Below are 19,679 nucleotides of genomic sequence, written 5' to 3'. Positions count from 1 at the left end.
GAGGCGCACATGTGGGAAGGCACGCCGGCGCTGGTGACGGGCGCGACGGGGTTCATCGGCGCGCACCTGGTCAGGCGGCTGGCGGGGCTGGGGGCGCGGGTGCACGCGGTCAGCCGCCGCCCGCCGGACGTCTCCGGGCACGGCGAGCGCTGGCACGCCGCCGACCTGGGCGACCCGGCCGCCACCGCGAAGCTGGTCGCGGAGACCGCCCCCGAGGTGGTCTTCCACCTGGCCAGCGAGGTGACCGGGGTGCGGGAGCCGGGCGTCGTGGCGCCCACGCTCGCGGCCAACCTCACCGCCGCGGTCAACCTGCTCACCGCCGTCACCGGCTCCCCCGTACGCAGCGTGGTGCTCGCCGGGTCGGTGGAGGAGCCGCGCGACGGCCTCGCGCCCGGCTCGCCGTACGCCGCCGCCAAGGCGGCGGCCACCGGCTACGCCCGCATGTTCCACGCGCTCTGGCAGGTGCCGGTGTCGGTGCTGCGGGTGGCGATGGTGTACGGGCCGGGCCAGCGGGAGACGTCCAGGCTGATCCCGTACGCGACGCTGGAGCTGCTGCGTGGCCGCGACCCGGAGCTGACCTCGGGCACCAGGATGGTGACCTGGGTGTACGTGGAGGACGTGGTGGACGCGTTCGTGCTGGCCGGGGCGGGCGGGGCGGCCGGCGAGGTGCTCGACGTCGGCACGGCCGAGCCGGTCTCCATCCGCGACACCGTGGAGCTGCTCGCCCGGGTGGTGGGCGGCGCGGCGCGGCCCCGGTTCGGCGCGGTCGCGGCCCGGCCGCTGGACCGGACGCAGCGCTCCGACCCGGGCCCGGCGGAGCGGGTGCTGGGCTGGCGACCGGCCACGGAGCTGGAGGAAGGACTGCGCCGTACCGTCGCTTGGTACGCAGAAAGTCTGTAACGTCGCATCTCGGACGCCGATATCCCTCCTGGCGACTACTGACGCAGGGGGCGGGATGCGTGCGGTGACCAACCTGACCGTGCACGGCATCGGCCGCACCACCCGCGAGCTGGACCCGGGCGAGGGAGACACCTGGGTGAGCGTGGCCCAGTTCGAGCAGGTGGTGGACGCCGTGGCGGGCCGGCCCGACGTGCGGCTCACGTTCGACGACGGGAACCTGTCGGACGTGGAGATCGCGTTACCCAGGCTGGTCGAGCGGGGGTTGAAGGCCGAGTTCTTCGTGCTGGCCGGGCTGCTCGGCGAGCCGGGCCGGATCGACTCCGACGGGGTGCGCGAGCTGCTCGGCGCGGGCATGCGCATCGGCTCGCACGGCTGGGCGCACCGCGACTGGCGCACCCTGGGCACGCGGGAGGCGGCCGAGGAGCTGTCGGCCGCGCACCACCTGCTCGGGCAGCTCGTCGGCGAGCCGGTGTCGCGGGTGGCGATCCCGTTCGGCTCCTACGACCGGCTGGTGCTGAACCGGCTCAGGCGCATGGGCGTGACCCGCGCGTACACCAGTGACGGCGGACGCGCCCGGCCGGGATCCTGGCTGCAGCCGCGCACCAGCCTCCGCCACGACCTGGACCGCGGCTGGATCGCGCGGGTGCTGGGCGGCCCGTCGCTCCCCCGCCGGGCGGCCAAGCTCGCCACGCGGCTCTACAAGCGGATGCGCTGATGGGCCGGGTCGCCGTGGTGATCGTCACCTACAACAGCGAAGGCGTGCTCGGCGGCTGCCTGGACTCGCTCGCCGCCGGGGCCGAGGGCGTTGAACTCGTGGACGTGGTGGTGGCCGACAACGCCTCGAAGGACGGCTCCGTAGCGGTCGCCGAGCGGGCCGGGCCGCCGGTCAGGGTGGTGCAGACCGGCAGGAACGCGGGCTACGCGGCGGCGGTCAACGCCGGGATCGCGGCGCTCGACCTGGACGCGGTCGACGGCGTGTACGTGCTCAACCCCGACTGCCGGCTGCGGCCCGGGGCCGTCGCGCCGCTGCTGGCGTGCCTGCGCGAGCCGGGCCGGGGCATCGCGGTGCCGTACATGGTCAACCCGGACGGCTCGCTCCAGCCGTCGCTGCGCAGGCGGCCGACCGTGGGGCGGGCGCTGGTGGAGGCGGTGATCGGCGGCAGCCTGGCGGGCCGCGTCGGGCGGCTGGGCGAGCTGGTGACGGACCCGCGCGACTACGCGCGGCCGGGGGCGTACGCCTGGGCGACGGGGGCGGCCATGCTGATCTCGCCCCGGGTGATCCGCGAGGTGGGGCCCTGGGACGAGTCGTTCCTGCTCTACAGCGAGGAGACGGACTTCTGCCTGCGCGCCGCCGACCTGGGCTGGACCACCTGGTACGAGCCCGCGTCGGTGATCGAGCACATCGGCGGCGACTCGGGGATCGACCCCACGCTGGCCGCCCTGCTGGTGGTCAACAAGGTGCGCCTGTACCGGCGGCGGCACGGGCCGCTGGCCGGGCTGGCCTACTACCTGGCGGTGCTGGGCGGCGAGTCCGTGCGCGCGCTCGCGGGCCGGCGCACCTCGCGCGCCTCCGTCGCGGCCCTGGTGCGGCCGTCGCGCCGGATGACGGCGCTGCCGCAATGAGCCGCGCTCCGGCCATGCGGACCGTGCCGTTCGACGGGCTCTCCGCCGCCGAGCTCGACGCCTGGCACGCGCTGCGGGCCGCCAACCCCGCGCTGGACAGCCCGTACTTCCATCCCGGTTTCGCCGCCGCCGTGCACGCGAGCGGGCGGCCCGTGCACGTGGCCGTGAGCACGCGCGACGGCGGGATCGACGCGCTGGTGCCGCACCACCGCGACGGGCGGGTGCTGCGGCCGGCCGGCTGGCCGGGCGCGGACTTCCAGGGGCCGGTGCTCGCCGCCGGGACGCCTTTCCGGCCGCTCGGGCTGCTCTCCAGGGGGACCGGCGCGTACGTGTTCGACCACTTGGTGGAGGCCGCGCCCGGGTTCGGGCCGTGGGTGCTGGGCCGCAGGCCGTCGCCGTACCTGGACGTCACCGGCGGGCTGCCCGGCTACCTGGGGCGGGCCTCGCGCAGCGGCAGGGACAACATGAACCAGGCGCGTCGCCGGGCCGCGAAGGCCGAGCGCGAGCACGGCACCGTGAAGTTCGAGGCCGACTCGCGGGACCGGGACGCGCTCGCGCTGGTGATCGCGCTCAAGCGGGCGCAGTACGCGGCCACCGGCGCGGCCGACTACTTCGCCGAGCCGGACCGGGTGCGGCTGCTGGAGAGCCTGCTGGGCGCCCGCGACGGGTCGTTCGGCGGGGTGCTGTCGACGCTGCACGCCGGGCCCCGGCTGGTGGCCGCGCACTTCGGGCTGCGCGCGGGCGGGGTGCTGCACTGGTGGTTCCCGGTGTACGACCCGGAGTTCGCCCGGCTGTCACCCGGCTGGATGCTGCTGCGCGAGCTGGTCGCCGCCGCGCCCACGCTCGGCGTGGACCGGATCGACCTCGGCCGGGGTGAGGATGAGTACAAGCGGCGGGCCAAGACCGGCGAGACCTGGGTGTGCCAGGGGTTGGTGACGCGGAATCCGGCGCGGCGGGCGGCGGCGGTGGCGATGACCCGGGCACGGGCGATGGTGAGATCTGTCCGAACTCGGACACATCCGTAACGTTCCAACGGACATCCCCGACATATCCGGTGGAGGCGGGGAAGATCGCGAACGTCCTCTGCACGGTCCAGCACGCTCTTCAGGCGGGGGAAGCCATGCGGATCAGCGTCTTCGGGCTCGGCTACGTGGGGTGCGTGTCGGCGGCGTGCCTGGCCTCGATGGGCCACGAGGTCGTGGGCGTGGACGTCAACCCCGCCAAGATCGAGCTGGTCAACGGCGGCCGGGCGCCGATCGTCGAGGAACGCATCGGCGAGCTGGTCGAGCGGGCCGTGCGGGAGGGCAGGCTGCGCGCCACCGCGGACGCCGCCGCGGCGGTCGGGTCCAGCGACCTCTCCCTCGTCTGCGTCGGCACCCCGTCCGCGCCGAACGGCAGCCTGTCGACCGCCTACCTGGAGCGGGTCGCCGAGCAGATCGGCCGGGCGCTGCGCCCCGGGCACGTCGTGGTCTTCCGCAGCACCATGCTGCCGGGCACCTGCGCCGAGCTGCTGATCCCGATCCTGGAGCTGTCCTCCGGGCTGCGGGCGGGCGCGGACTTCGGGGTGGCGGTCAACCCGGAGTTCCTGCGCGAGGGCACGAGCGTGCGCGACTTCTTCGCGCCGCCGAAGACAGTGATCGGGGAGTCGGATCCGGCCAGCGGGGACGTGGTGGCCGGGCTGTACGAAGGGCTGCCGGGCGAGGTGTTCAGGGTGCCGATCCCGGTGGCCGAGATGACGAAATATGCGGACAACGCCTTTCATGCCGTCAAGATCGGCTTCGCCAACGAGCTGGGCGCGGTCTGCCAGGCACTCGGCGTGGACTCGTACCAGGTCATGGACGTGTTCCTGGCCGACAGGAAGCTCAACATCAGCCCGGCCTACCTGCGGCCCGGGTTCGCGTTCGGCGGCTCCTGCCTGCCCAAGGACCTGCGCGGCCTGGTGTACGCGGCGCGCAAGGCGGACGTGTCGGTGCCGCTGCTGTCGCACGTGCTGCCCGCCAACGAGGCGCACCTGCGGCGGGCCTTCGACCTGGTCACCGCGCCGGGGCTGCGCAAGGTCGGGCTGTTCGGGCTGTCGTTCAAGCCGGGCACCGACGACCTGCGCGAGAGCCCGCTGGTGGAGCTGGCGGAACGGCTCCTCGGCAAGGGCTACGACCTGCGCATCTACGACGCCAACGTGTCGATGTCGCGGCTGATGGGGGCCAACCGCGAGTACATCGCCGAACGGCTGCCGCACCTGGGCGACCTGCTCGCCGACTCGGTGGCCGAGGTGCTGGACCACGCGGAGGTGTGCGTGATCGGCAGCACGGATCCGGCCGTGCTGGACGGGCTCGACGGCTTCCGCGGCAAGGTGATCGACCTCGTGCGCGTGCCGGGAGCCGCGACACATCGGGACAGAAGGGATTACGTGGGCATTGGCTGGTAGAGCGCTCATCCTCGTCGAGAACCTCTCCGTCCCGCTCGACCGCCGCGTCTGGCAGGAGAGCGTCGCGCTGCGCGAGGCGGGCTGGGAGGTGCACGTCATCTGCCCGATGGGCGCCAAGCAGGACCGCGAGGCCGAGGCGATGATCGACGGCGTGCGCATCCACCGCTACCCGCTGCGCGCCGCCACCGGCGGACCCGTCGGCTACCTGCGCGAGTACGGGTCGGCGCTGTGGCACACCTTCCGCATCGCCCGCCGGCTCGGGCGCTTCGACGTGGTGCACGGGTGCAACCCGCCCGACCTGTTCTTCCTGGTGGCGCTGGCCATGCGGGGCAAGGGCACCCGGTTCATCTTCGACCAGCACGACCTGGTGCCCGAGCTGTACCTGTCGCGCTTCGGCCGGGGGCGCGACCTGCTGTACCGGGCCGTGTGCCTGCTGGAGCGGCGCACGTACCGGGCCGCGCACGTGGTGATCGCCACCAACGAGAGCTACCGGCAGGTGGCGCTGTCGCGTGGCGGCAAGCTGCCCGGCGAGGTGTTCGTGGTGCGCAGCGCGCCCGTCGTGGAGCGGTTCCACCAGGTGCCTGCCGAGCCCGGGCTGCGGCGCGGCAAGCCGCACCTGCTGTGCTACCTCGGCGTGATGGGGCCGCAGGACGGGGTCGACTACGCGCTGCGCAGTCTGGCGCGGCTGCGTGACGAGCACGGGCGGACCGACTGGCACGCGGTGTTCGTCGGCGGCGGCGACACCTTCGACGCGATGGTGGCGCTCTCCCGCGAGCTGGGGCTGGGCGAGACCGTCGAGTTCACCGGGCGGATCCCGGACCCGGACCTGATGCGTTACCTGTCGACGGCCGACGTGTGCCTGTCGCCTGACCCGTTGAATCCGCTCAACGACGTCTCCACCATGAACAAGGTCATGGAGTACATGGCGATGGCCCGGCCGATCGTCTCCTTCGAGCTGCGGGAGGCGCGGGTGTCGGCGGGCGAGGCGGCCCTGTACGCGCCGGCCAACGACGAGTCGGAGTTCGCCAAGCTCATCGCACGGCTGCTGGACGACCCTTCCGAACGACGCCGCATGGGCGAGATCGGCAGGGAGCGCGTGGCGGGGCCGCTGTCGTGGACCCACTCCAAGAAGGCCCTCCTCGCGGCCTACGAAGCCGCCACGGACTCCCGGTGACCCCTGCCGTGCTACGCGGGTTGTCCGCTTCGGGTGCCGGTGTCCGTACCCCAGGTCGTCTTCCCGCCTCTCAGGAGGGTGAGGGCGCGGTCGGCGGCGAGGACCGCCAGGTAGCAGGCGGCGTCGAGGACGCTCACCTCGCGGGCGGCGAGGAGGTCGCGCAGGGCTCCGGCGCGCAGCGAGCGGCCCGGCAGGCCGAGGCCGGCGAGCTGCCGGTTGCCCTGCCTGACCCGCACCCGGCGGGCCAGGTGGGCGCGGACCGTGCGGGCGGGCCGGACGACCGACCTGGCCTCGGTCACCACGACGCGCTCGTCGCCGGTGAAGGAGCCGTCCACGTAGCCGTCGTCGGAGATCACGTCGGGCAGCGGGAACACCCGCCGGTGTCCCTCCTCGGTCAGCACGTAGACCCCCACCCCGGCCAGCGCCCGGGACGGCGCGATCAGCCGGTCGTGCACCCGGTGCACCCGCCGGACGACCCGCCCCGTCCCCGCCAGGTCCCACTCGGGCACCGGCGCGCAGGCCAGCACCCCCCGCCGGGACGCCGCCTCGGCCAGCGCGCGCACCGACTTCGCGTCCAGCCGCACGTCCGCGTCCAGGTAGACGCGCGGGAAGGCGCGGCAGGCGGCGTCACCCAGGCGCAGCGCCTCCACCTTGCCCGGTCGCGAGGTCTCCAGCACCCGCACGCCCGGCCGGGCGGCGGCCCGCGCGGTGCCGTCCGTGCAGGCGTTGGCCACCACGATCACGTCGAACTCGCCGGGCCCGGTCCCCGTCAGCAACGTGTCCAGGTTCGCCGCGATCACGCCTGCCTCGTCGTGGGCCGGGATCACCACGCTGACCGTCGGCTTCATCACACCGCCTTTCGGAAGGAGACAGCTTGAGAGTGGAATCGGGCGAGATCGACGGGGTTCTGCTGTTCAGGCCGGTGCCGCACCGGGACCGGCGCGGCCTGTTCACCCGGACGTTCGACGCCGCCGTGGCCGCCGAGGCGGGGCTGAAGCCGGAGACGTTCATCCAGGACAGCCAGTCGAGGTCGGTCCGCGGCACCGTCAGAGGGCTGCACGGGCGCGGTGGGCAGGGTGAGGCCAAGCTGGTGCGCTGCGCCCGGGGCGCGATCCACGACGTGCTGGTGGACGCCCGGCCCGGCTCGCCGACCTTCGGCAGGCGGATGGCGGTGCGGCTGGACGACGAGGACTTCACCGTCCTGTACGTGCCGCCCGGGCTGCTGCACGGCTTCCAGGCGCTGACGGAACCCGCCGACACCTGCTACCGCATCGACCGCGAGCACGACCCCGCGGAGGATCTCGCGGTCCGGTACGACGATCCGGATCTCAAGATAGCGTGGCCCCTGCCGGTGACCGAAGTGAGCGACCGCGACCTGCGCGCGGGCTCCTGGGCCGACCTGTCGCGCCGGCTCGGCGGCTGAGAGGTGATGCCCGTGAGCGCCCACCCCACCACACCGGTTCCGGGCCGTGCGGCCGTCGTGGTCATCTCGATGGTGGTGCTGCTGACGGCATGTCAGGCGGAGCCGCGGCCGACGGTCGCGCCGCCGGCGCCCAGTCCGTCGGCGTCGATCGTCAGGCCCGACGGCAGTTCCTGCCCCGACCATCCCACTCCGGCCTGTACGGGGGCGCCGAAGGGTGTCCGGCTGACCGAGGTCCCGCTCAACACCGAGGACGTCGCGTACAAGGTCCAGACACCGGGGGCCGTGCTCGACGGCGTGCACATCCGCGGCCCCCTGCTCGTCCACGCCGACGACGTCACCATCAAGAACAGCGTCATCGACGGGCACGTCACCAACGCCGACGGCGACCGTTCGTTCCGGTTCACGATCACGGACACCACCGTCGGCACCACGAGGACCTGCGGCCCGCTGCCCGCGATCGGCCACGACAAGTACACCGCCACCCGCGTGCTCGTCCAGGGCCACAGCGACGGCTTCCGCGTCTCCGGTGACGCCGTGGACATCCGCGACTCGTACGTGAAACTCTGCTCGAACCCCGGCGACCACTCCGACGGCATCCAGGCCTACAACGGCGGCAAGGGCCTGACCTTCCACCACAACACCGTCGACCAGCGCGAGGCCGAGCACATCACCGCGCCGATCTTCCTGGTGGACGAGAAGTCCGAGGACGTCGTGGTCACCGGCAACCTGGTGATGGGCGGCACGTTCAGCATCCAGGTGCGCAACGCGCGCGGCAAGCAGGTCGTGCGCGGCAACAAGCTCGTCGACAAGTCGTGGGTGTACGGCCCGGTCGACTCCGAGTGCGGCCGTGCCGACTGGGCCGGGAACGAACTGGTGACCATCGACGCGAACTATCGGGTCACCTCGATCGTCGGCCCGCTGGCCTGCGAGGGCGCGAGCTGATCGGCGCGTACCGCGCGCAGCAGCGCGCCCGCCGCGCCGACCAGGAGGAACGAGATCCCCGTCACGGTGTGGAACGACAGCAGGTCGAACGTGAACGACCCGGCCAGCGGCACCACCAGGCAGGCGGCGACCGTGAGCCCGAGGTCGCGGGTGACGGGGTCGGCGCTGAGGAAACGCGACCGCAGCGCCGCGTAGCACGCGACCAGGAACAGCCCGGCGAACGCCGCCGTGCCGATCAGCCCGGTCTCCACCATGGACAGGATGTACTGGTTGTCGAAGATCTGGTGCTTGGGCGCATACCAGGTGCCCAGCCCGCGGCCGAGCCAGAAGTGGCGGCTGATCTGCTGCGCGGCGACCGCGTAGTCGTGCGTGCGGTACTGGATGCTCTCGTCGTTGCCGAGGTCGGTGAACAGGCCGACGAACGTGCCCAGCAGCCCCGGCACGGCTATGCGGACCGCCACCAGGAACCCGGCCGCAGCCACCAGCGCCTGGAGCCGCCGCCTGACCGGCCAGCCCGCGAACAGCACCGCGCCCACCACGGCCAGGCTGAGCATCGCCGAGCGGGACACCGAGAACATCAGTCCGCACCCGATCAGCAGCGCGCACACCCACCAGCGCAGCGACGGCTCCCGGAGCGCCCGCGCCCGCACGCCGTAGTGCACGGCCAGCGGCAGCAGCATCGCGCAGGTGACGCCGAACTCGATCGGATGCCCGGTGGTGGCGGCCACCCGCCGCAGGTCGGCCCGCTCCAGCACGAACGCGTCGCCCTCGGTCGTGTAGCGCAGGATCGGCAGCTCCATGAACCGGGTCAGGTCGACCGAGAACAGGAACTGGAGCGCGCCGATCACCGCGATCACCGCGCCGGCCACGACGAGCGTCTTCAGCACGAAGTCCAGCCGCCGCAGCCCGCGCACCCCGTCACAGACGGTCAACGCCAGCCCGACGATCGCCACCACGAGCACGAACGAGTGGTCGGCCAGGTTGAGCTCGTCCGACTCCATCGGGCCGGCCGTGGCGAAGCCGTACGTGGCGAGCATGGCGGTGAAGTAGGCGAACAGCGCGGTACGTACCGGATTACGCCCCTTGGCCGCCCCTAACGCGAGCGTGAGCTGCGCGCACAGCCACAGCAGCGCGGCGACCAGGCTGACCACGTTCGCGGGCGTGAGCGACAACGGCAGGTACTTCAGCACCAGCCGCGCGGGCACCACGAGCAGCACGAAGGCGAACACCGCCGCCACCGTCGCCCCATCCGCCCGGGGCGGTGGCTCCGTCACGGTCCTGCCTTCTCGGCGCCGACCAGTTCCCTCTCCTCGGGCTGCGGACCGGGGCGGCGGCGGCGGAGCGGGGCCGCCAGGCTCTCCGCCGCGAAGGCCGCCGTCAGGGCGGCGATCACGCCGAGGCCGAGGGCCGCCGCCGCCGAGCGGAGCTTCCTGCCCTGCTGGGGCGCGGGCGTGGTCGGCGGCACCGCCTCGCTGATCGTGATGTACGTCTCCGGCGGCGCGTGCACCTGCCGCTGCCGCACGTCGAGCTCCTGCCTGACCCGCTCGATCACCTGCCGGACGATGGCCGCGGACGCCTCCGGCGTGCGACTCTCCCCCTCGACGAACACCAGCGGCCCGGTCGCCAGCGACTCCAGGTTGTTGGTGCCGTTGGTGACCGCGTACTCGGTGTCGCCCTCGGCCGTGCCCATGTCGGCCACCATGTCCGGCGTGCTCATGACACTGATCAGCATCGAGGCGGCCACGTCCAGCCCGTGGTCGAAGTTGAGCAGCGGGTTGACCTGGGGCACGGGCTGGCCGGGGTCGGGTGGCAGGATCCCGCCGGTGGTCGGCGCGGTCAGCACCAGCACGGCGGTGGTGGTGTAGGTGACCGGGATCGTGCTGTAGGCATAGAAGGCGCCGCCGAGGGCCAGCAGAAAGGCCGGCAGGGCCACGTACCAGCGTCTGATCAGGACGAGGATGGTCCCCCAGAAGTCCACACGCCCTCCCGTACGAGTGCCGCCCCATGGATGTCGGGCGCACAGGGGTGGAGCGTTACACCAGCATCTGTCCTGTTACTAGGTGTTATGTGCCGACCCTGGACACCGGTTCACCGCCCACCCTGTGGGTCTTGCTTGACGAGATGGCGCTTCGACGACCAATAGGGACGCCCAGGTCATGTCCGTACAGCTTGACCATCTTGTTGCCGCCGCCAACCGCCCGTACGTGACCGTGCAAGTCGTACCGTGGGAAACTCCAAGGCACCCGGGTTGCCTTTGGCCGAACGCCTCACCCAGCTCACCGAGTTGCCGGCGAGAGCCACCGCGATCTGGTGGCTCTGACCCGTCACCCGTCGAGCATGTTAGGGCTTACCGGGGCGAGTCTTTTGGATGGCGTACTGGGCTCGAGCCGCGCGCAAGAGCAGAAGGAACCTCGTTGGCGCGAGGACGTAACTGTGCTTGTTCAAAGAGCCGTTGGAGTGGGCCGCGATGAAGCCCTTGTCTCGCGTCACGCAGTAGACCGCGCAGAGCGGGTCATCGCCGGCGAGCCACTTGCATGCGCCGTAGACCAGGCCGTCCTCGTGATCAAGCGGCGGATTCCCGTCAGGGGAAGTATCGCCGAGCGTCCCACCAAGAGATTGGGCCGTAAGACCACCAATCAACTCGGTCACGAGCGTTTGTGCGTCGTTTCTGCCCCAGCCGAGCCCTCGGTAGCCGGTCTGCGGGTCAGGGAGAACTGGCTGCTGGGCCTTGCTGCGGACCATTTTGTCGATGTGGGCGTTGGTCCATACTTCTAGCGGTTCCAGGCCGGCGAACCTGCCTGAGGTGCATGCCGCGATGGCGCGAAGCGAGTCGTAGGCGAGATCGCTTCTATGCGGCACGGGTTCCCGAGCTACCGAAGCGGCGGCTGCGCTTGCTTTGTCCCAGGTAAAAGGGGGCCCAAGGAGACTGGCCACGTCGAGGTACACGTTGACGTCGAATACAACGACGTGGCGCTGTTGCTCTTCACCCTCCACGATCTACCAGTCCGCGTACGATCGGCGCGGCTCCTGCTCAATGCCCTCGGCATCGAGCAGGCTGCTGTCTTGGAGGTTGCCTCCGCCCCAGGGGTCACTACCCGCGTCCATGCCTTCGTCGCCCAGCGAAGCCAGAAGCGCGTCTACGTCTACTCGGCCAGCGCCCTTGGCAGCGCTAAGGTGGATACCTCCAGCGGCGAGGTCTGCAGCGGTGCGGCCGCCCAGCTTCCGATGGGTCCGATAGAAACGAGCCATTGCATCTAGGCTGATCGGGTTCCGGCACTCTGCGTCTGCCGGAAGATCCCCCCTGGCCTCTTTCCAAGGGGTCTCGGCGTGCGTCAGCGCACTAAGCTCTTCGCCGCTCATCGATCCGTACGCGCCGATGACCAGGTCAATCAAGTCAGAGGCGAGATCGTCCAAGTGGATGCCCTCGATGTTCTGAGTTGCTGCGCGGCGGGATGCCCTGTCCTTGCGGGCGCGCCACACCTGCGGAACGACCGGGCCGTCCTTCCAGGCTTTGACCTGCTCATCGAATAGTGGTTCATTCGTGATCGCTACGTGCCATGCCTGCACGTAGTACAACAGCTTCTGAAGCGACATGGCGTCGAGCCAAGGCCCGTTGCGAGCGATGATCACACTAGCAACGTCGTTTGCGGTCAGCATGAATCACCTCCCGGTCATACTTCCTACCCCCATGCTACCTACCAGTGGTTGTCGCCTCAGTCTCACACAGAACACAGCGGGAGGACAGAGAAGTGGCGCGGAAATTCGATAACAGGTTCGAATAGCTTTGTGTCTGGCACGGACCTGTTCGTCAACAGCCTGCGGCAGTGGCCGCCCGTGCCGGGGGGTCATACAGCAGGCCGTCAAGATCGCCGCCGCAGGGCCGGTCGACGCCGACGTCCTGCTCATCGTCGACTCCGACCCGCTGCTCGTACGGCCCGCCGACGCGACGTCATTCACCCGCGACGGGCGGCTGTGCGTGCACCAGGTGGACGACGGTGTCACCGCCTCGATGGGAGCGGCACCCACGCCTACACCGATCTCGGCTTCGCTAAGGTCACCACCTCGAACCTGGGCGGCTTCACCTACGTCCACAACACCACGTTCACCCTGACCGGCAAGCTCGAAAGTTGTTCTCTGGGGCGGGGCGGGCGGCCAGATTGAGCGGGTCCTGGAGCGCGACTCCACGACGGACTGGCTCTCCCGGGTCACCGCCCAGACGAAGCCGACAGCTCGAGCCCAGAGACCGTCCAAGACGACCGTTGCGGCTTCAACCTCACCCGGATCCTGGACGCCGTCTCCGCCATCCCCGGCACCACCGACGGCCAGGCGTACACCTACGACAAGGTCGGCAACATCACCAGCCTGACCGACAACGGCCAGACCGCCACCTACATCTACCCCACCCCCGGTGCCGGCGCAGAGCGGCCGAACGCGGTCACCGCCATCGCCTACGACGGCGTCGGCAGCTCGCCGCCCGCACCGTCGACAACAAGCAGGCCACCTTCACCTGGAACCTGCTCGGCCAGCTTGACCAGGCCACCATCCAGGGCGCGGACACCGTCATGGTGTCGACGCCGCCGGCGAACGGTGATCCGCCATGACCCCGACGGCAGCACCACCCTCTACCTCGGCGCGATCGAACTCCGCCTCGCCAGCGGCCAGGTCACCGCCAAGCGGTACTACAGCAGCGACGGCTCTCGTGGCCCTCCGCGAGCCCAGCGGCGTCACCTGGATGCTCGCCGACCTGCACGGCAGCACCCAACTGGCCGTCAACGCCATCACCGACACCGTCAGCCGCGAACTCTACCTGCCCTTCGGCGAACGTCGCGGCTCAGATGACCTGCCCTTCACCCAGCCGCTTTGGATCTTGTTCTCGTCACACAGACTTCAAAGGTGACGACAAAAGTCTCGCTGTCTGAGGGCAGTCAGACTATGCGTCGAACTCGCCGAGCTTGACACCGCTGAGGAAGGCTCGCCACTCGCCCGGGGTGAAGACGAGCGCGGGGCCGTTCGGGTTCTTGCTGTCACGCACGGCGACGATTCCGGGGAGATTGCCGGCGACCTCGACGCAGTTTCCTCCGTTGTCGCCGCTGCGGGAACTCTTTCTCCATGCCGCCCGGAGAAGGTCCGCATGGATCATGTCTTGAGCTTCCATTGGTCTCGGGCTTCCTCGATCATCTCTAGAGACTGTCCGGGACGGTAAGCCTCTGCTCGTAGCTTGTCATATCTATCCCAGATCAGCGCAACGAAGTCGTGTTCGGCTGATACCTCGCCTCTACCTGCGGAGTCCACCGATACAGCCGTGGGACTGTCCGGTAGCTCGGCGATGATGAAGCTGGACAGCAAGCCGGCAGTACACGGAGTGTCAAAGGGGACGACTTGCACCGTGATGTAGGGGCGGTCGGCAACGGCAAGGAGATGCTCCAGTTGCGCGGCCATGACGAGCGGACCCCCGACCGGGCGGCGAAGCACCAGCTCATCAACGAGGACCCACAGTGTGGGCGGTGCTTCGGTGTCGAGGATAAGTTGGCGGTGCATGCGAGCGCTGACACCATCCTCAACGCTTCGGTCTGAGATCCCCGCGGGACCGCCCCGGAAGACGGCCCTGGCGTAGTCCTCGGACTGGAGCAAGCCAGGGATCAGGAGGGGATCCCAGCTTCTGAGAATACGGGCCGAGGGCTCGATCTCGTCCGTCCATCGGAGGTACCAGCCTGGCCCGGACGGAGATGTGATGCTGCGGCACAGGCGGGCGAAGCGGTCGCCTGTGCTGAACACCTGGTCACAACCCGCGGCGAAATCTGGTTTCGGCTTGCGATCCCCTTTTTCGATATGTGCGACGAGTGATGACGAGCAGTCCAAGCGCTTGCCAAGAGCTGACTGCGTCAGTTCGTGCTCCCTACGTGTTCGGGCTAGCTCTCTGCCGAAGCGCTGAACTGGTGTTAGACGCGGATCAAGGTCGTTGCCCATGACCATCCCCTCACCTGTCTCCCCAGCATCTTGACGGGTGCTGACAGATGTTGACGACGAGCCCCATTTGAAGGAGGTTTTTGGGACTCGATTGTGCACCGATTTCTTCTACAAGATAAGTCTTCACCTGGGCAGACTGAAAGTCAAAGGTTTCCACCCAATCTCTGACCATGACAGGAAATGGACAACCGCAACGCTGCAGACGGAAATTTGGTGACATACCTAGAGCGGGAGCAAATCGACATTTCTAGAAAAGGGATAAAAATGTACGGAAAAGCTTCCTTGTTCGGCGAGATCGTGCCGGGAGTCGCGCAATCGGCGAAGGCCGCTGTGGTGGCGGAGCGTTCCGGCTCTGTCGGGCGGAGCATGGTATGGCGGCTTCGGGATGACGCCCGTGCGGTCGGTGATGCCCGGGACCTCGTCCGGCGCGCGCTCCTGCTGGTCGGTCTGGGGCGGGATCTGGTCGACGACGCCGTGTTGATAGTCAGCGAGCTGGCCACGAACGCGGTTCTGTACGGTGACGCGCCGTACGAGCTGGTGGTACGGGTCGATCCGGTCGAAGTGGTGTGCATGGTGGTCGATGCCGGAGCCGTTCGCCCGGTGCGCCGCCCGGGTGTGGACGGTCAAGCCGAGCACGGGCGGGGGCTGCTGATCGTGGCGGCGCTGTCGGCCGGGTTGTACGGCTGCATTCCGCAGGGGTTCGCCACGTGCCCTGGGCTGCCGGGCAAGGCGACCTGGTTCGCGCTGCCTCGTACGGCAGACCGGCGATGAGGGGGGCGCGGGACCTGTTGGAGGATTATCACGGCCTTCACATGGCTCCTGTCCAGGAGGACCATGTACGCATCGCCTGGGCGAGCCCCGCCGCTCGGTGCGTGCGGGTCCGGGTGCGCGAGCACACGTGCAGCCGATGCGCGCCCTGCTACGAGTTCTGCGCCGCGGGCGGGCTCGCGTTCGTCCGGAGATCCGCCGATGGCGTGGTCCATGAGACGGTGTGGACTTTGACGGCGGAGACGGAACGGATCTGGGGCGCCCTACTCAGGGGCGAGGCCCGTTGAACGACAATGCGGGCCGGGCAGATCACGGTGGGGCGGCAGCAAGCCGAGGAAGCCGATGTCCGGACACCTGTTACTGACTCACCTGCAGCCGGGCACAGACGCCCCAGCCGCGCGAGCCGCTGCTGGGGCCGTATACGACGGCGAGATCGGCATCGCCACCGCCGGTCTCACCATCGATCTTTCCTAAGCAAGCCTTCTGTCAACGGCCATGTGCGTGTCGCCGCATGCCGCCGCCGACACCATGCCCAAGGAGAACCCGTACTCGACGAAACCTTGTGGCGGGGACGGATTGCTGCCCATCGGCGCGAGCAAGGCTTGGTCACCAGTTACGCTGAAGGTGCAACACAGGCGTCGCAGCGGAGGGAGTCGAGCGACGGTGAGCGTGGACCTCGAACACGAGCCCCTTAATGACCTCGCCCGCCGGGTCATCCGGTTGGCCGAGGAGACCCAGCACGCCGCTCAAGTGCTCGAACGCCGTCTGGATGCGCTGGAACGCCGCTCCGAAGCCGCCGGCAGAGCCGAACGTATCCTGAGCATTGCCGCTGACATGCGAACCCACCTCGGTCGTGACCGACTGTCCGTTGAAGATCTGTACGACCCGGACACCGGCCTTCCCGCATGATCATCGATTCCAGCGCCATCATTGCCGTCATCAACGGTGAGCCTGAGGCCACCCAATTCGCCCACGCCATCGCCGCAGCCGTGTGTCGCATCTCGGCTGTCAACTACGTCGAAGCGGCCATCGTGGCGGACAACCGCGGTGAGACCATGCGCAACGCCTTCGACGCACTCGTCGACGAAGATGAGTCTCATCATCGAGCCCGTAACACCCGATCAGGCCAGGATTGCGCGCCGGGCGTACCCGATCTACGGCAAGGGCAACAACTACTCCAAGGCCAAACTCAACATGGGCGACTGTTTCGCCTACGCTCTGGCCAAAGACCTCGACCAGCCCCTGCTGTTCAAAGGCGAGGATTTCCCGCACCCCGACATCACCCCGCACATCCCTGACGGTCAACCAATCCTCTTGCTCAAGGACAAGCCTCCGGCGTAGTTGAGGTTTCTGCATGATCGTCCGGTCCTTGACCAACTGGCGGCCCTGCCACAGGACCGGTGCGAGGCGCTGGCCGCCCGGACTCCGCACTTGATGACGTGTCTGGCCTGGGTGCCCGACCCGCGGCAGTATCTCGCGGTCCTTCGCTTCGAGCGTGACGGTCAGACCTGGAAGTCCGTCTCGTGTGAGATGGCGACGTTCGTGCCCCTGCGCAAGGGTGTCTGCGCCGACATCTACACCCTCGTGTCCGTGGCCGAGGGGAAGGTGCGCGTCTAGAGACCTTCAGCGAGCAGGACGTGAACCGCGAGGCGATACGCACAGTTCTGGACCAGCCGCAGGCGAAGGTCTCGGGGTTAAGTTCCGCCCAGGGGAATCCCTGGGAGTGGCTGTATCTGTACCTGGCGTGCGCGCTGCCCAACGGCCTGTCCCGCATGCCCGGGGCGCGCCCCGGCTTCACCTCGCACTTCGGCTGGGGCTCCAGCGCTCGACGGCGACAGCCTGGCCTACCTGACCGTGCGTGAGGGTGAGGACGAGCACCCGGCTTCGCTGTTCCCGCCGCGCTTCTGAGCGCGAGCGTCAGTTGCGCGCACAGCCACAGCAGCGCGGCGACCAGGCTGACCATGTTCGCGGGCGTGAGCGACAGCGGCAGGCACTTCAGCACCAGCCGTGCGGGCACGACCAGCAGCACGAAGGCGAACACCGCCACCATCGTCGCCCCATCCGCCCGCGTGTACGGCGTGCCGGGGCCGACCGCCCCGTTCGGTGGGTGTCACGGCCCGGCCTTCTCGGCGCCAACACTGCTCGAACCCCGCTTCCGACCTGCAACGGGCCGGAACTACCGTGCATACCCTCCCAGAAGGTCCTCCCACAACCGGTGGGCGACAGCGGTCCGGAGCCATGGGCTCATACTGACGCGTGCGCCCTCGGGCGACCCAATTGTCCGGCGGATGACGACCAGGCCAGCCGCCGAGCACAGTTCGTACAGCGTGGACATGCAGTCGCACGTGTAGTCCCGGACTCTGAGGGATTCGCACCGAGGCGCCGTCTCGACATCTCCGAAGTGCAGCTCGAACGCGAAATCGAGGTCTCACGCCCGACGATCCGTCAGGCTATTGCCCACGTGAGAGACGACCTCAAGCTGATCGAAACCATCCCGGGCCGAGGCTCCTTCGTACGAGAAGACGAGCCGAAGGCGCCAGAGCCACGAGGCGGCTGACCGCTGGAGCTACCTCCAGCCGAATATCACTCGGAACGCGCCTTAATTACCGGCCAGGGGCGTCCGATATCGCTTTGTGATCCATCTCACAGCGCGCGTATACCGTATCCATGACATCTCGCTTGACCAGCGAGTATCGCCATCGTTGACGTCAGGACCTGACTGAGGGTGTCGGATAAGCGACGCTCCCGTCGTTGACCGATCTTCGCTGGACGATCACATTCCTAGTGATCGTCTTACTCCTGCTTTATGGCGCATGAAAGGCCCCTTCGTCGGGGTCTGCGTCAGCGTGCCCTTCGAAGGGATCCGACATGCGCGGACGGTTCACAGCGCTGATCATCGCCCTGGCCTGCTTGATGCTGATCTCCAGCATCGGCGTGCCGGACCTGCTCATCCAGCAGGCCGCCGCAGCCGAACCTGACCCCGAACAGTCGGTCCGGGGACGTGACGTACCCGGCAAGAAGGCGGCCCAGGGCGCTGAGGAGTCCGTGCCCGAGGTGACGCGCGAGAAGCCGGTCTGGCCGCAGGCCGGCACAGCCGAGGTGGACCTAGCCGAAGCCGGGAAGGTGACCGCGGCCGAGAAGCTCCCGGTGCGGCTCGGCCAGGTCAAGGGTGCCGGGCCGGTCCGGGTCAAGGTGGAGACGCTGGCGCCCGACACGGTGCGCGAGCTGGGCGGCGTCGGCCTGGCCGCCCGGATCACCCGTACCGACGGGGAGAAGACGGCGGGCACGGTGCGGGCGGAGTTCTCCTACGCCGCCTTCCGCGACGCCTACGGCGGCAACTTCGCCGGCCGCCTCCAGCTCGTCCGGCTGCCGGTGTGCGTGCTGGAGAAGCCGCGGCCGCGCTCGTGCGTGATGCGGCCGCAGGTGGTGCGGGCGGTCAACGACGTCCAGACCGGCACGCTGACGGCCGAGGTCGACGTCACATCCGCAGACGCGGCCCCCGCTGCCACCGTGCCTGTGACGGGCAAGGATAAGCAGGCGCTTGCCAAGGCCAGGACCGCGGCGTTGGAGGCGCAGTTGGCCGCCGGGGCGGTGTATCTGCTGGCGGCCGGGCTGACCGGCCCGGACGGCAATTGGGGCGCCACCGACCTGAAGCCGTCCGGCACCTGGCAAGCCGGCACCTCCGGCGGCGGGTTCGACTACGACGTGCCGCTCCCCGAGGCGCCCTCCCCTGCCGGGAACGGGCCGGATCTGTCGCTGCAGTACGACGCCTCGTCGGTGGACGGGCAGGGCCGATGGACCAACAACCAGTCCGGCGTGGTCGGCGTGGGCTGGGACCTGAACGCCGGGTTCATCGAGCGCCGCTACCGCCGCTGCTACGTGGACAACTCGTTCGATGACAACTCCGGCGAGCTGATCTGGTGGGCCGAGGAGCTCGGGATCGGCGGCGGGGCGCTGTGCTGGGAATCGCCCGACCAGAACGACGGCGATGCGGCCACCAACGACCAGACCCAGTCAGAGCTGGTGCTTTCGGCCGGCGGCCGGTCGGCCACGATCGTGCAGGACCGGAACACCGGCGCGTGGAAGACGGTGCCGGACTTCGGCTGGAAGGTCGAGCAGGTCGCCGGCGGCGCGGACGGGCAGCCGTACTGGAAGATCACCGACCAGGACGGGCAGGTGTGGCGGTTCGGTCACAACCGCGACGCCCAGTGGCAGACCCCGTACATCGGCAACGAACACGACCCGTACGTGGTGGCGGACGAGCCGTGCTACGCGCGCTACTACAACGACGAGATCCCGCCCACCTGCACCGGCGTGTGGCGATGGAACCTCGACCAGGAGATCGACCGCAACGAGAACGTGATCGACTACTCCTACACCCGCGAGACCAACTACTTCTGCCTGCCCTCCTGCGGGCACGAGACCTACCGGGTGCTGCCGTATGACCGGGGCGGGTT

At 69.4% G+C, this 19,679-nt stretch carries 20 protein-coding genes and 3 pseudogenes; 16 read left to right on the top strand and 7 right to left on the bottom strand.

All coding sequences use genetic code 11. From position 1 onward, the window contains the following. Window positions 1-9 precede the first annotated feature (9 nt). The 6 genes from AB0K05_RS27095 (at window position 10) to AB0K05_RS27070 (ending at window position 6,122) form a co-directional block, all read left to right on the top strand. Window positions 10-900: an NAD-dependent epimerase/dehydratase family protein gene (locus tag AB0K05_RS27095; protein WP_364232691.1), complete on the top strand. Its 891-nt coding sequence runs from the start codon at window positions 10-12 to the stop codon at window positions 898-900. 55 nt (window positions 901-955) lie between these two features. Then, window positions 956-1,615: a polysaccharide deacetylase family protein gene (locus tag AB0K05_RS27090; protein ID WP_364232688.1), complete on the top strand. Its 660-nt coding sequence runs from the start codon at window positions 956-958 to the stop codon at window positions 1,613-1,615. After that, complete coding sequence (locus tag AB0K05_RS27085) at window positions 1,615-2,523, top strand: glycosyltransferase family 2 protein (protein WP_271274860.1); 909 nt, start codon at window positions 1,615-1,617, stop codon at window positions 2,521-2,523. Before AB0K05_RS27090 ends, AB0K05_RS27085 begins: the two co-directional genes overlap by 1 nt. Further along, a complete protein-coding gene (locus AB0K05_RS27080) occupies window positions 2,520-3,548 on the top strand; it encodes a GNAT family N-acetyltransferase (RefSeq protein WP_364232685.1) in 1,029 nt (342 codons plus the stop codon). Before AB0K05_RS27085 ends, AB0K05_RS27080 begins: the two co-directional genes overlap by 4 nt. A gap of 95 nt (window positions 3,549-3,643) precedes the next feature. Beyond that, the gene (locus tag AB0K05_RS27075) at window positions 3,644-4,948 is read left to right on the top strand and encodes a nucleotide sugar dehydrogenase (RefSeq protein ID WP_271274858.1); all 1,305 of its coding nucleotides are present in this window, start codon (window positions 3,644-3,646) and stop codon (window positions 4,946-4,948) included. Further along, window positions 4,938-6,122, top strand: coding sequence for a glycosyltransferase family 4 protein (locus AB0K05_RS27070; RefSeq protein ID WP_364232681.1), 1,185 nt, complete (start codon window positions 4,938-4,940; stop codon window positions 6,120-6,122). Before AB0K05_RS27075 ends, AB0K05_RS27070 begins: the two co-directional genes overlap by 11 nt. An 11-nt stretch (window positions 6,123-6,133) precedes the next feature. On the opposite strand, the gene AB0K05_RS27065 is transcribed toward AB0K05_RS27070, so the two are convergent. After that, on the bottom strand, window positions 6,134-6,970 hold the full coding sequence (locus AB0K05_RS27065) for a glycosyltransferase (protein WP_364232679.1): 837 nt from the start codon (window positions 6,968-6,970) through the stop codon (window positions 6,134-6,136). A 32-nt stretch (window positions 6,971-7,002) separates the two neighbouring features. On the opposite strand from AB0K05_RS27065, the gene rfbC reads away from it, so the two are divergent. Together rfbC and AB0K05_RS27055 are read left to right on the top strand one after the other, a co-directional pair. Next, window positions 7,003-7,545 (top strand): dTDP-4-dehydrorhamnose 3,5-epimerase, encoded by a 543-nt coding sequence (gene rfbC / locus AB0K05_RS27060; protein WP_261809117.1) that lies wholly within the window; start codon window positions 7,003-7,005, stop codon window positions 7,543-7,545. A gap of 12 nt (window positions 7,546-7,557) precedes the next feature. Next, window positions 7,558-8,487, top strand: a complete 930-nt coding sequence (locus tag AB0K05_RS27055) for a hypothetical protein (RefSeq protein ID WP_364232677.1) — start codon at window positions 7,558-7,560, stop codon at window positions 8,485-8,487. On the opposite strand, the gene AB0K05_RS27050 is transcribed toward AB0K05_RS27055, so the two are convergent. Continuing rightward, on the bottom strand, window positions 8,436-9,761 hold the full coding sequence (locus AB0K05_RS27050; RefSeq protein ID WP_364232676.1) for an O-antigen ligase family protein: 1,326 nt from the start codon (window positions 9,759-9,761) through the stop codon (window positions 8,436-8,438). The two genes, AB0K05_RS27055 and AB0K05_RS27050, sit on opposite strands and share 52 nt — an antisense overlap. Then, window positions 9,758-10,465: a hypothetical protein gene (locus AB0K05_RS27045; RefSeq protein WP_364232674.1), complete on the bottom strand. Its 708-nt coding sequence runs from the start codon at window positions 10,463-10,465 to the stop codon at window positions 9,758-9,760. Before AB0K05_RS27045 ends, AB0K05_RS27050 begins: the two co-directional genes overlap by 4 nt. 175 nt (window positions 10,466-10,640) lie before the next feature. On the opposite strand from AB0K05_RS27045, the pseudogene AB0K05_RS27040 reads away from it, so the two are divergent. Further along, a pseudogene (locus AB0K05_RS27040) lies at window positions 10,641-10,724 on the top strand (Scr1 family TA system antitoxin-like transcriptional regulator); the annotation flags it as partial. Window positions 10,725-10,827: 103 nt separating this feature from the next. Here AB0K05_RS27040 and AB0K05_RS27035 read toward each other — a convergent pair. Both AB0K05_RS27035 and AB0K05_RS27030 read right to left on the bottom strand, forming a co-directional pair. Continuing rightward, window positions 10,828-11,481: a hypothetical protein gene (locus AB0K05_RS27035; RefSeq protein ID WP_364232671.1), complete on the bottom strand. Its 654-nt coding sequence runs from the start codon at window positions 11,479-11,481 to the stop codon at window positions 10,828-10,830. A 3-nt stretch (window positions 11,482-11,484) separates the two neighbouring features. Beyond that, entirely contained in the window at window positions 11,485-12,144 is a 660-nt protein-coding gene (locus tag AB0K05_RS27030; protein WP_364232669.1) for a type II toxin-antitoxin system antitoxin SocA domain-containing protein, read from the bottom strand. A gap of 1,075 nt (window positions 12,145-13,219) precedes the next feature. On the opposite strand from AB0K05_RS27030, the gene AB0K05_RS27025 reads away from it, so the two are divergent. After that, window positions 13,220-13,384 carry a hypothetical protein gene (locus AB0K05_RS27025; protein WP_364232667.1) on the top strand — a complete coding sequence of 55 codons (165 nt, stop codon included), beginning with the start codon at window positions 13,220-13,222 and terminating at the stop codon, window positions 13,382-13,384. Window positions 13,385-13,417: 33 nt separating this feature from the next. Here AB0K05_RS27025 and AB0K05_RS27020 read toward each other — a convergent pair whose 3' ends face one another. Further along, window positions 13,418-13,627, bottom strand: coding sequence for a DUF397 domain-containing protein (locus AB0K05_RS27020; protein ID WP_364232665.1), 210 nt, complete (start codon window positions 13,625-13,627; stop codon window positions 13,418-13,420). Beyond that, window positions 13,624-14,454, bottom strand: coding sequence for a helix-turn-helix transcriptional regulator (locus AB0K05_RS27015; RefSeq protein WP_364232663.1), 831 nt, complete (start codon window positions 14,452-14,454; stop codon window positions 13,624-13,626). Before AB0K05_RS27015 ends, AB0K05_RS27020 begins: the two co-directional genes overlap by 4 nt. Before the next feature lie 180 nt (window positions 14,455-14,634). On the opposite strand from AB0K05_RS27015, the gene AB0K05_RS27010 reads away from it, so the two are divergent. The 6 genes and pseudogenes from AB0K05_RS27010 to AB0K05_RS26985 form a co-directional block, all read left to right on the top strand. After that, on the top strand, window positions 14,635-15,225 hold the full coding sequence (locus AB0K05_RS27010; RefSeq protein WP_364232661.1) for an ATP-binding protein: 591 nt from the start codon (window positions 14,635-14,637) through the stop codon (window positions 15,223-15,225). A 660-nt stretch (window positions 15,226-15,885) separates the two neighbouring features. Continuing rightward, a complete protein-coding gene (locus tag AB0K05_RS27005; RefSeq protein ID WP_364232659.1) occupies window positions 15,886-16,131 on the top strand; it encodes a hypothetical protein in 246 nt (81 codons plus the stop codon). Next, window positions 16,128-16,241 (top strand): annotated as a pseudogene (locus AB0K05_RS27000) (type II toxin-antitoxin system VapC family toxin); the annotation flags it as partial. The gene AB0K05_RS27005 and the pseudogene AB0K05_RS27000, both read left to right, overlap by 4 nt. 70 nt (window positions 16,242-16,311) lie before the next feature. Further along, the gene (locus AB0K05_RS26995) at window positions 16,312-16,563 is read left to right on the top strand and encodes a type II toxin-antitoxin system VapC family toxin (protein ID WP_364233196.1); all 252 of its coding nucleotides are present in this window, start codon (window positions 16,312-16,314) and stop codon (window positions 16,561-16,563) included. A 93-nt stretch (window positions 16,564-16,656) separates the two neighbouring features. Continuing rightward, complete coding sequence (locus tag AB0K05_RS26990; RefSeq protein ID WP_364232657.1) at window positions 16,657-16,839, top strand: hypothetical protein; 183 nt, start codon at window positions 16,657-16,659, stop codon at window positions 16,837-16,839. Between the two features lie 1,251 nt (window positions 16,840-18,090). After that, window positions 18,091-19,679: pseudogene (locus AB0K05_RS26985) on the top strand (hypothetical protein); the annotation flags it as partial.

The sequence above is a fragment of the Nonomuraea sp. NPDC049486 genome (genome assembly GCF_040676925.1).
Classification (GTDB): domain Bacteria; phylum Actinomycetota; class Actinomycetes; order Streptosporangiales; family Streptosporangiaceae; genus Nonomuraea; species Nonomuraea ferruginea.
Note: the sequence above shows the minus strand (reverse complement) of the source record. Positions and strands in the feature narration are given on the sequence as shown.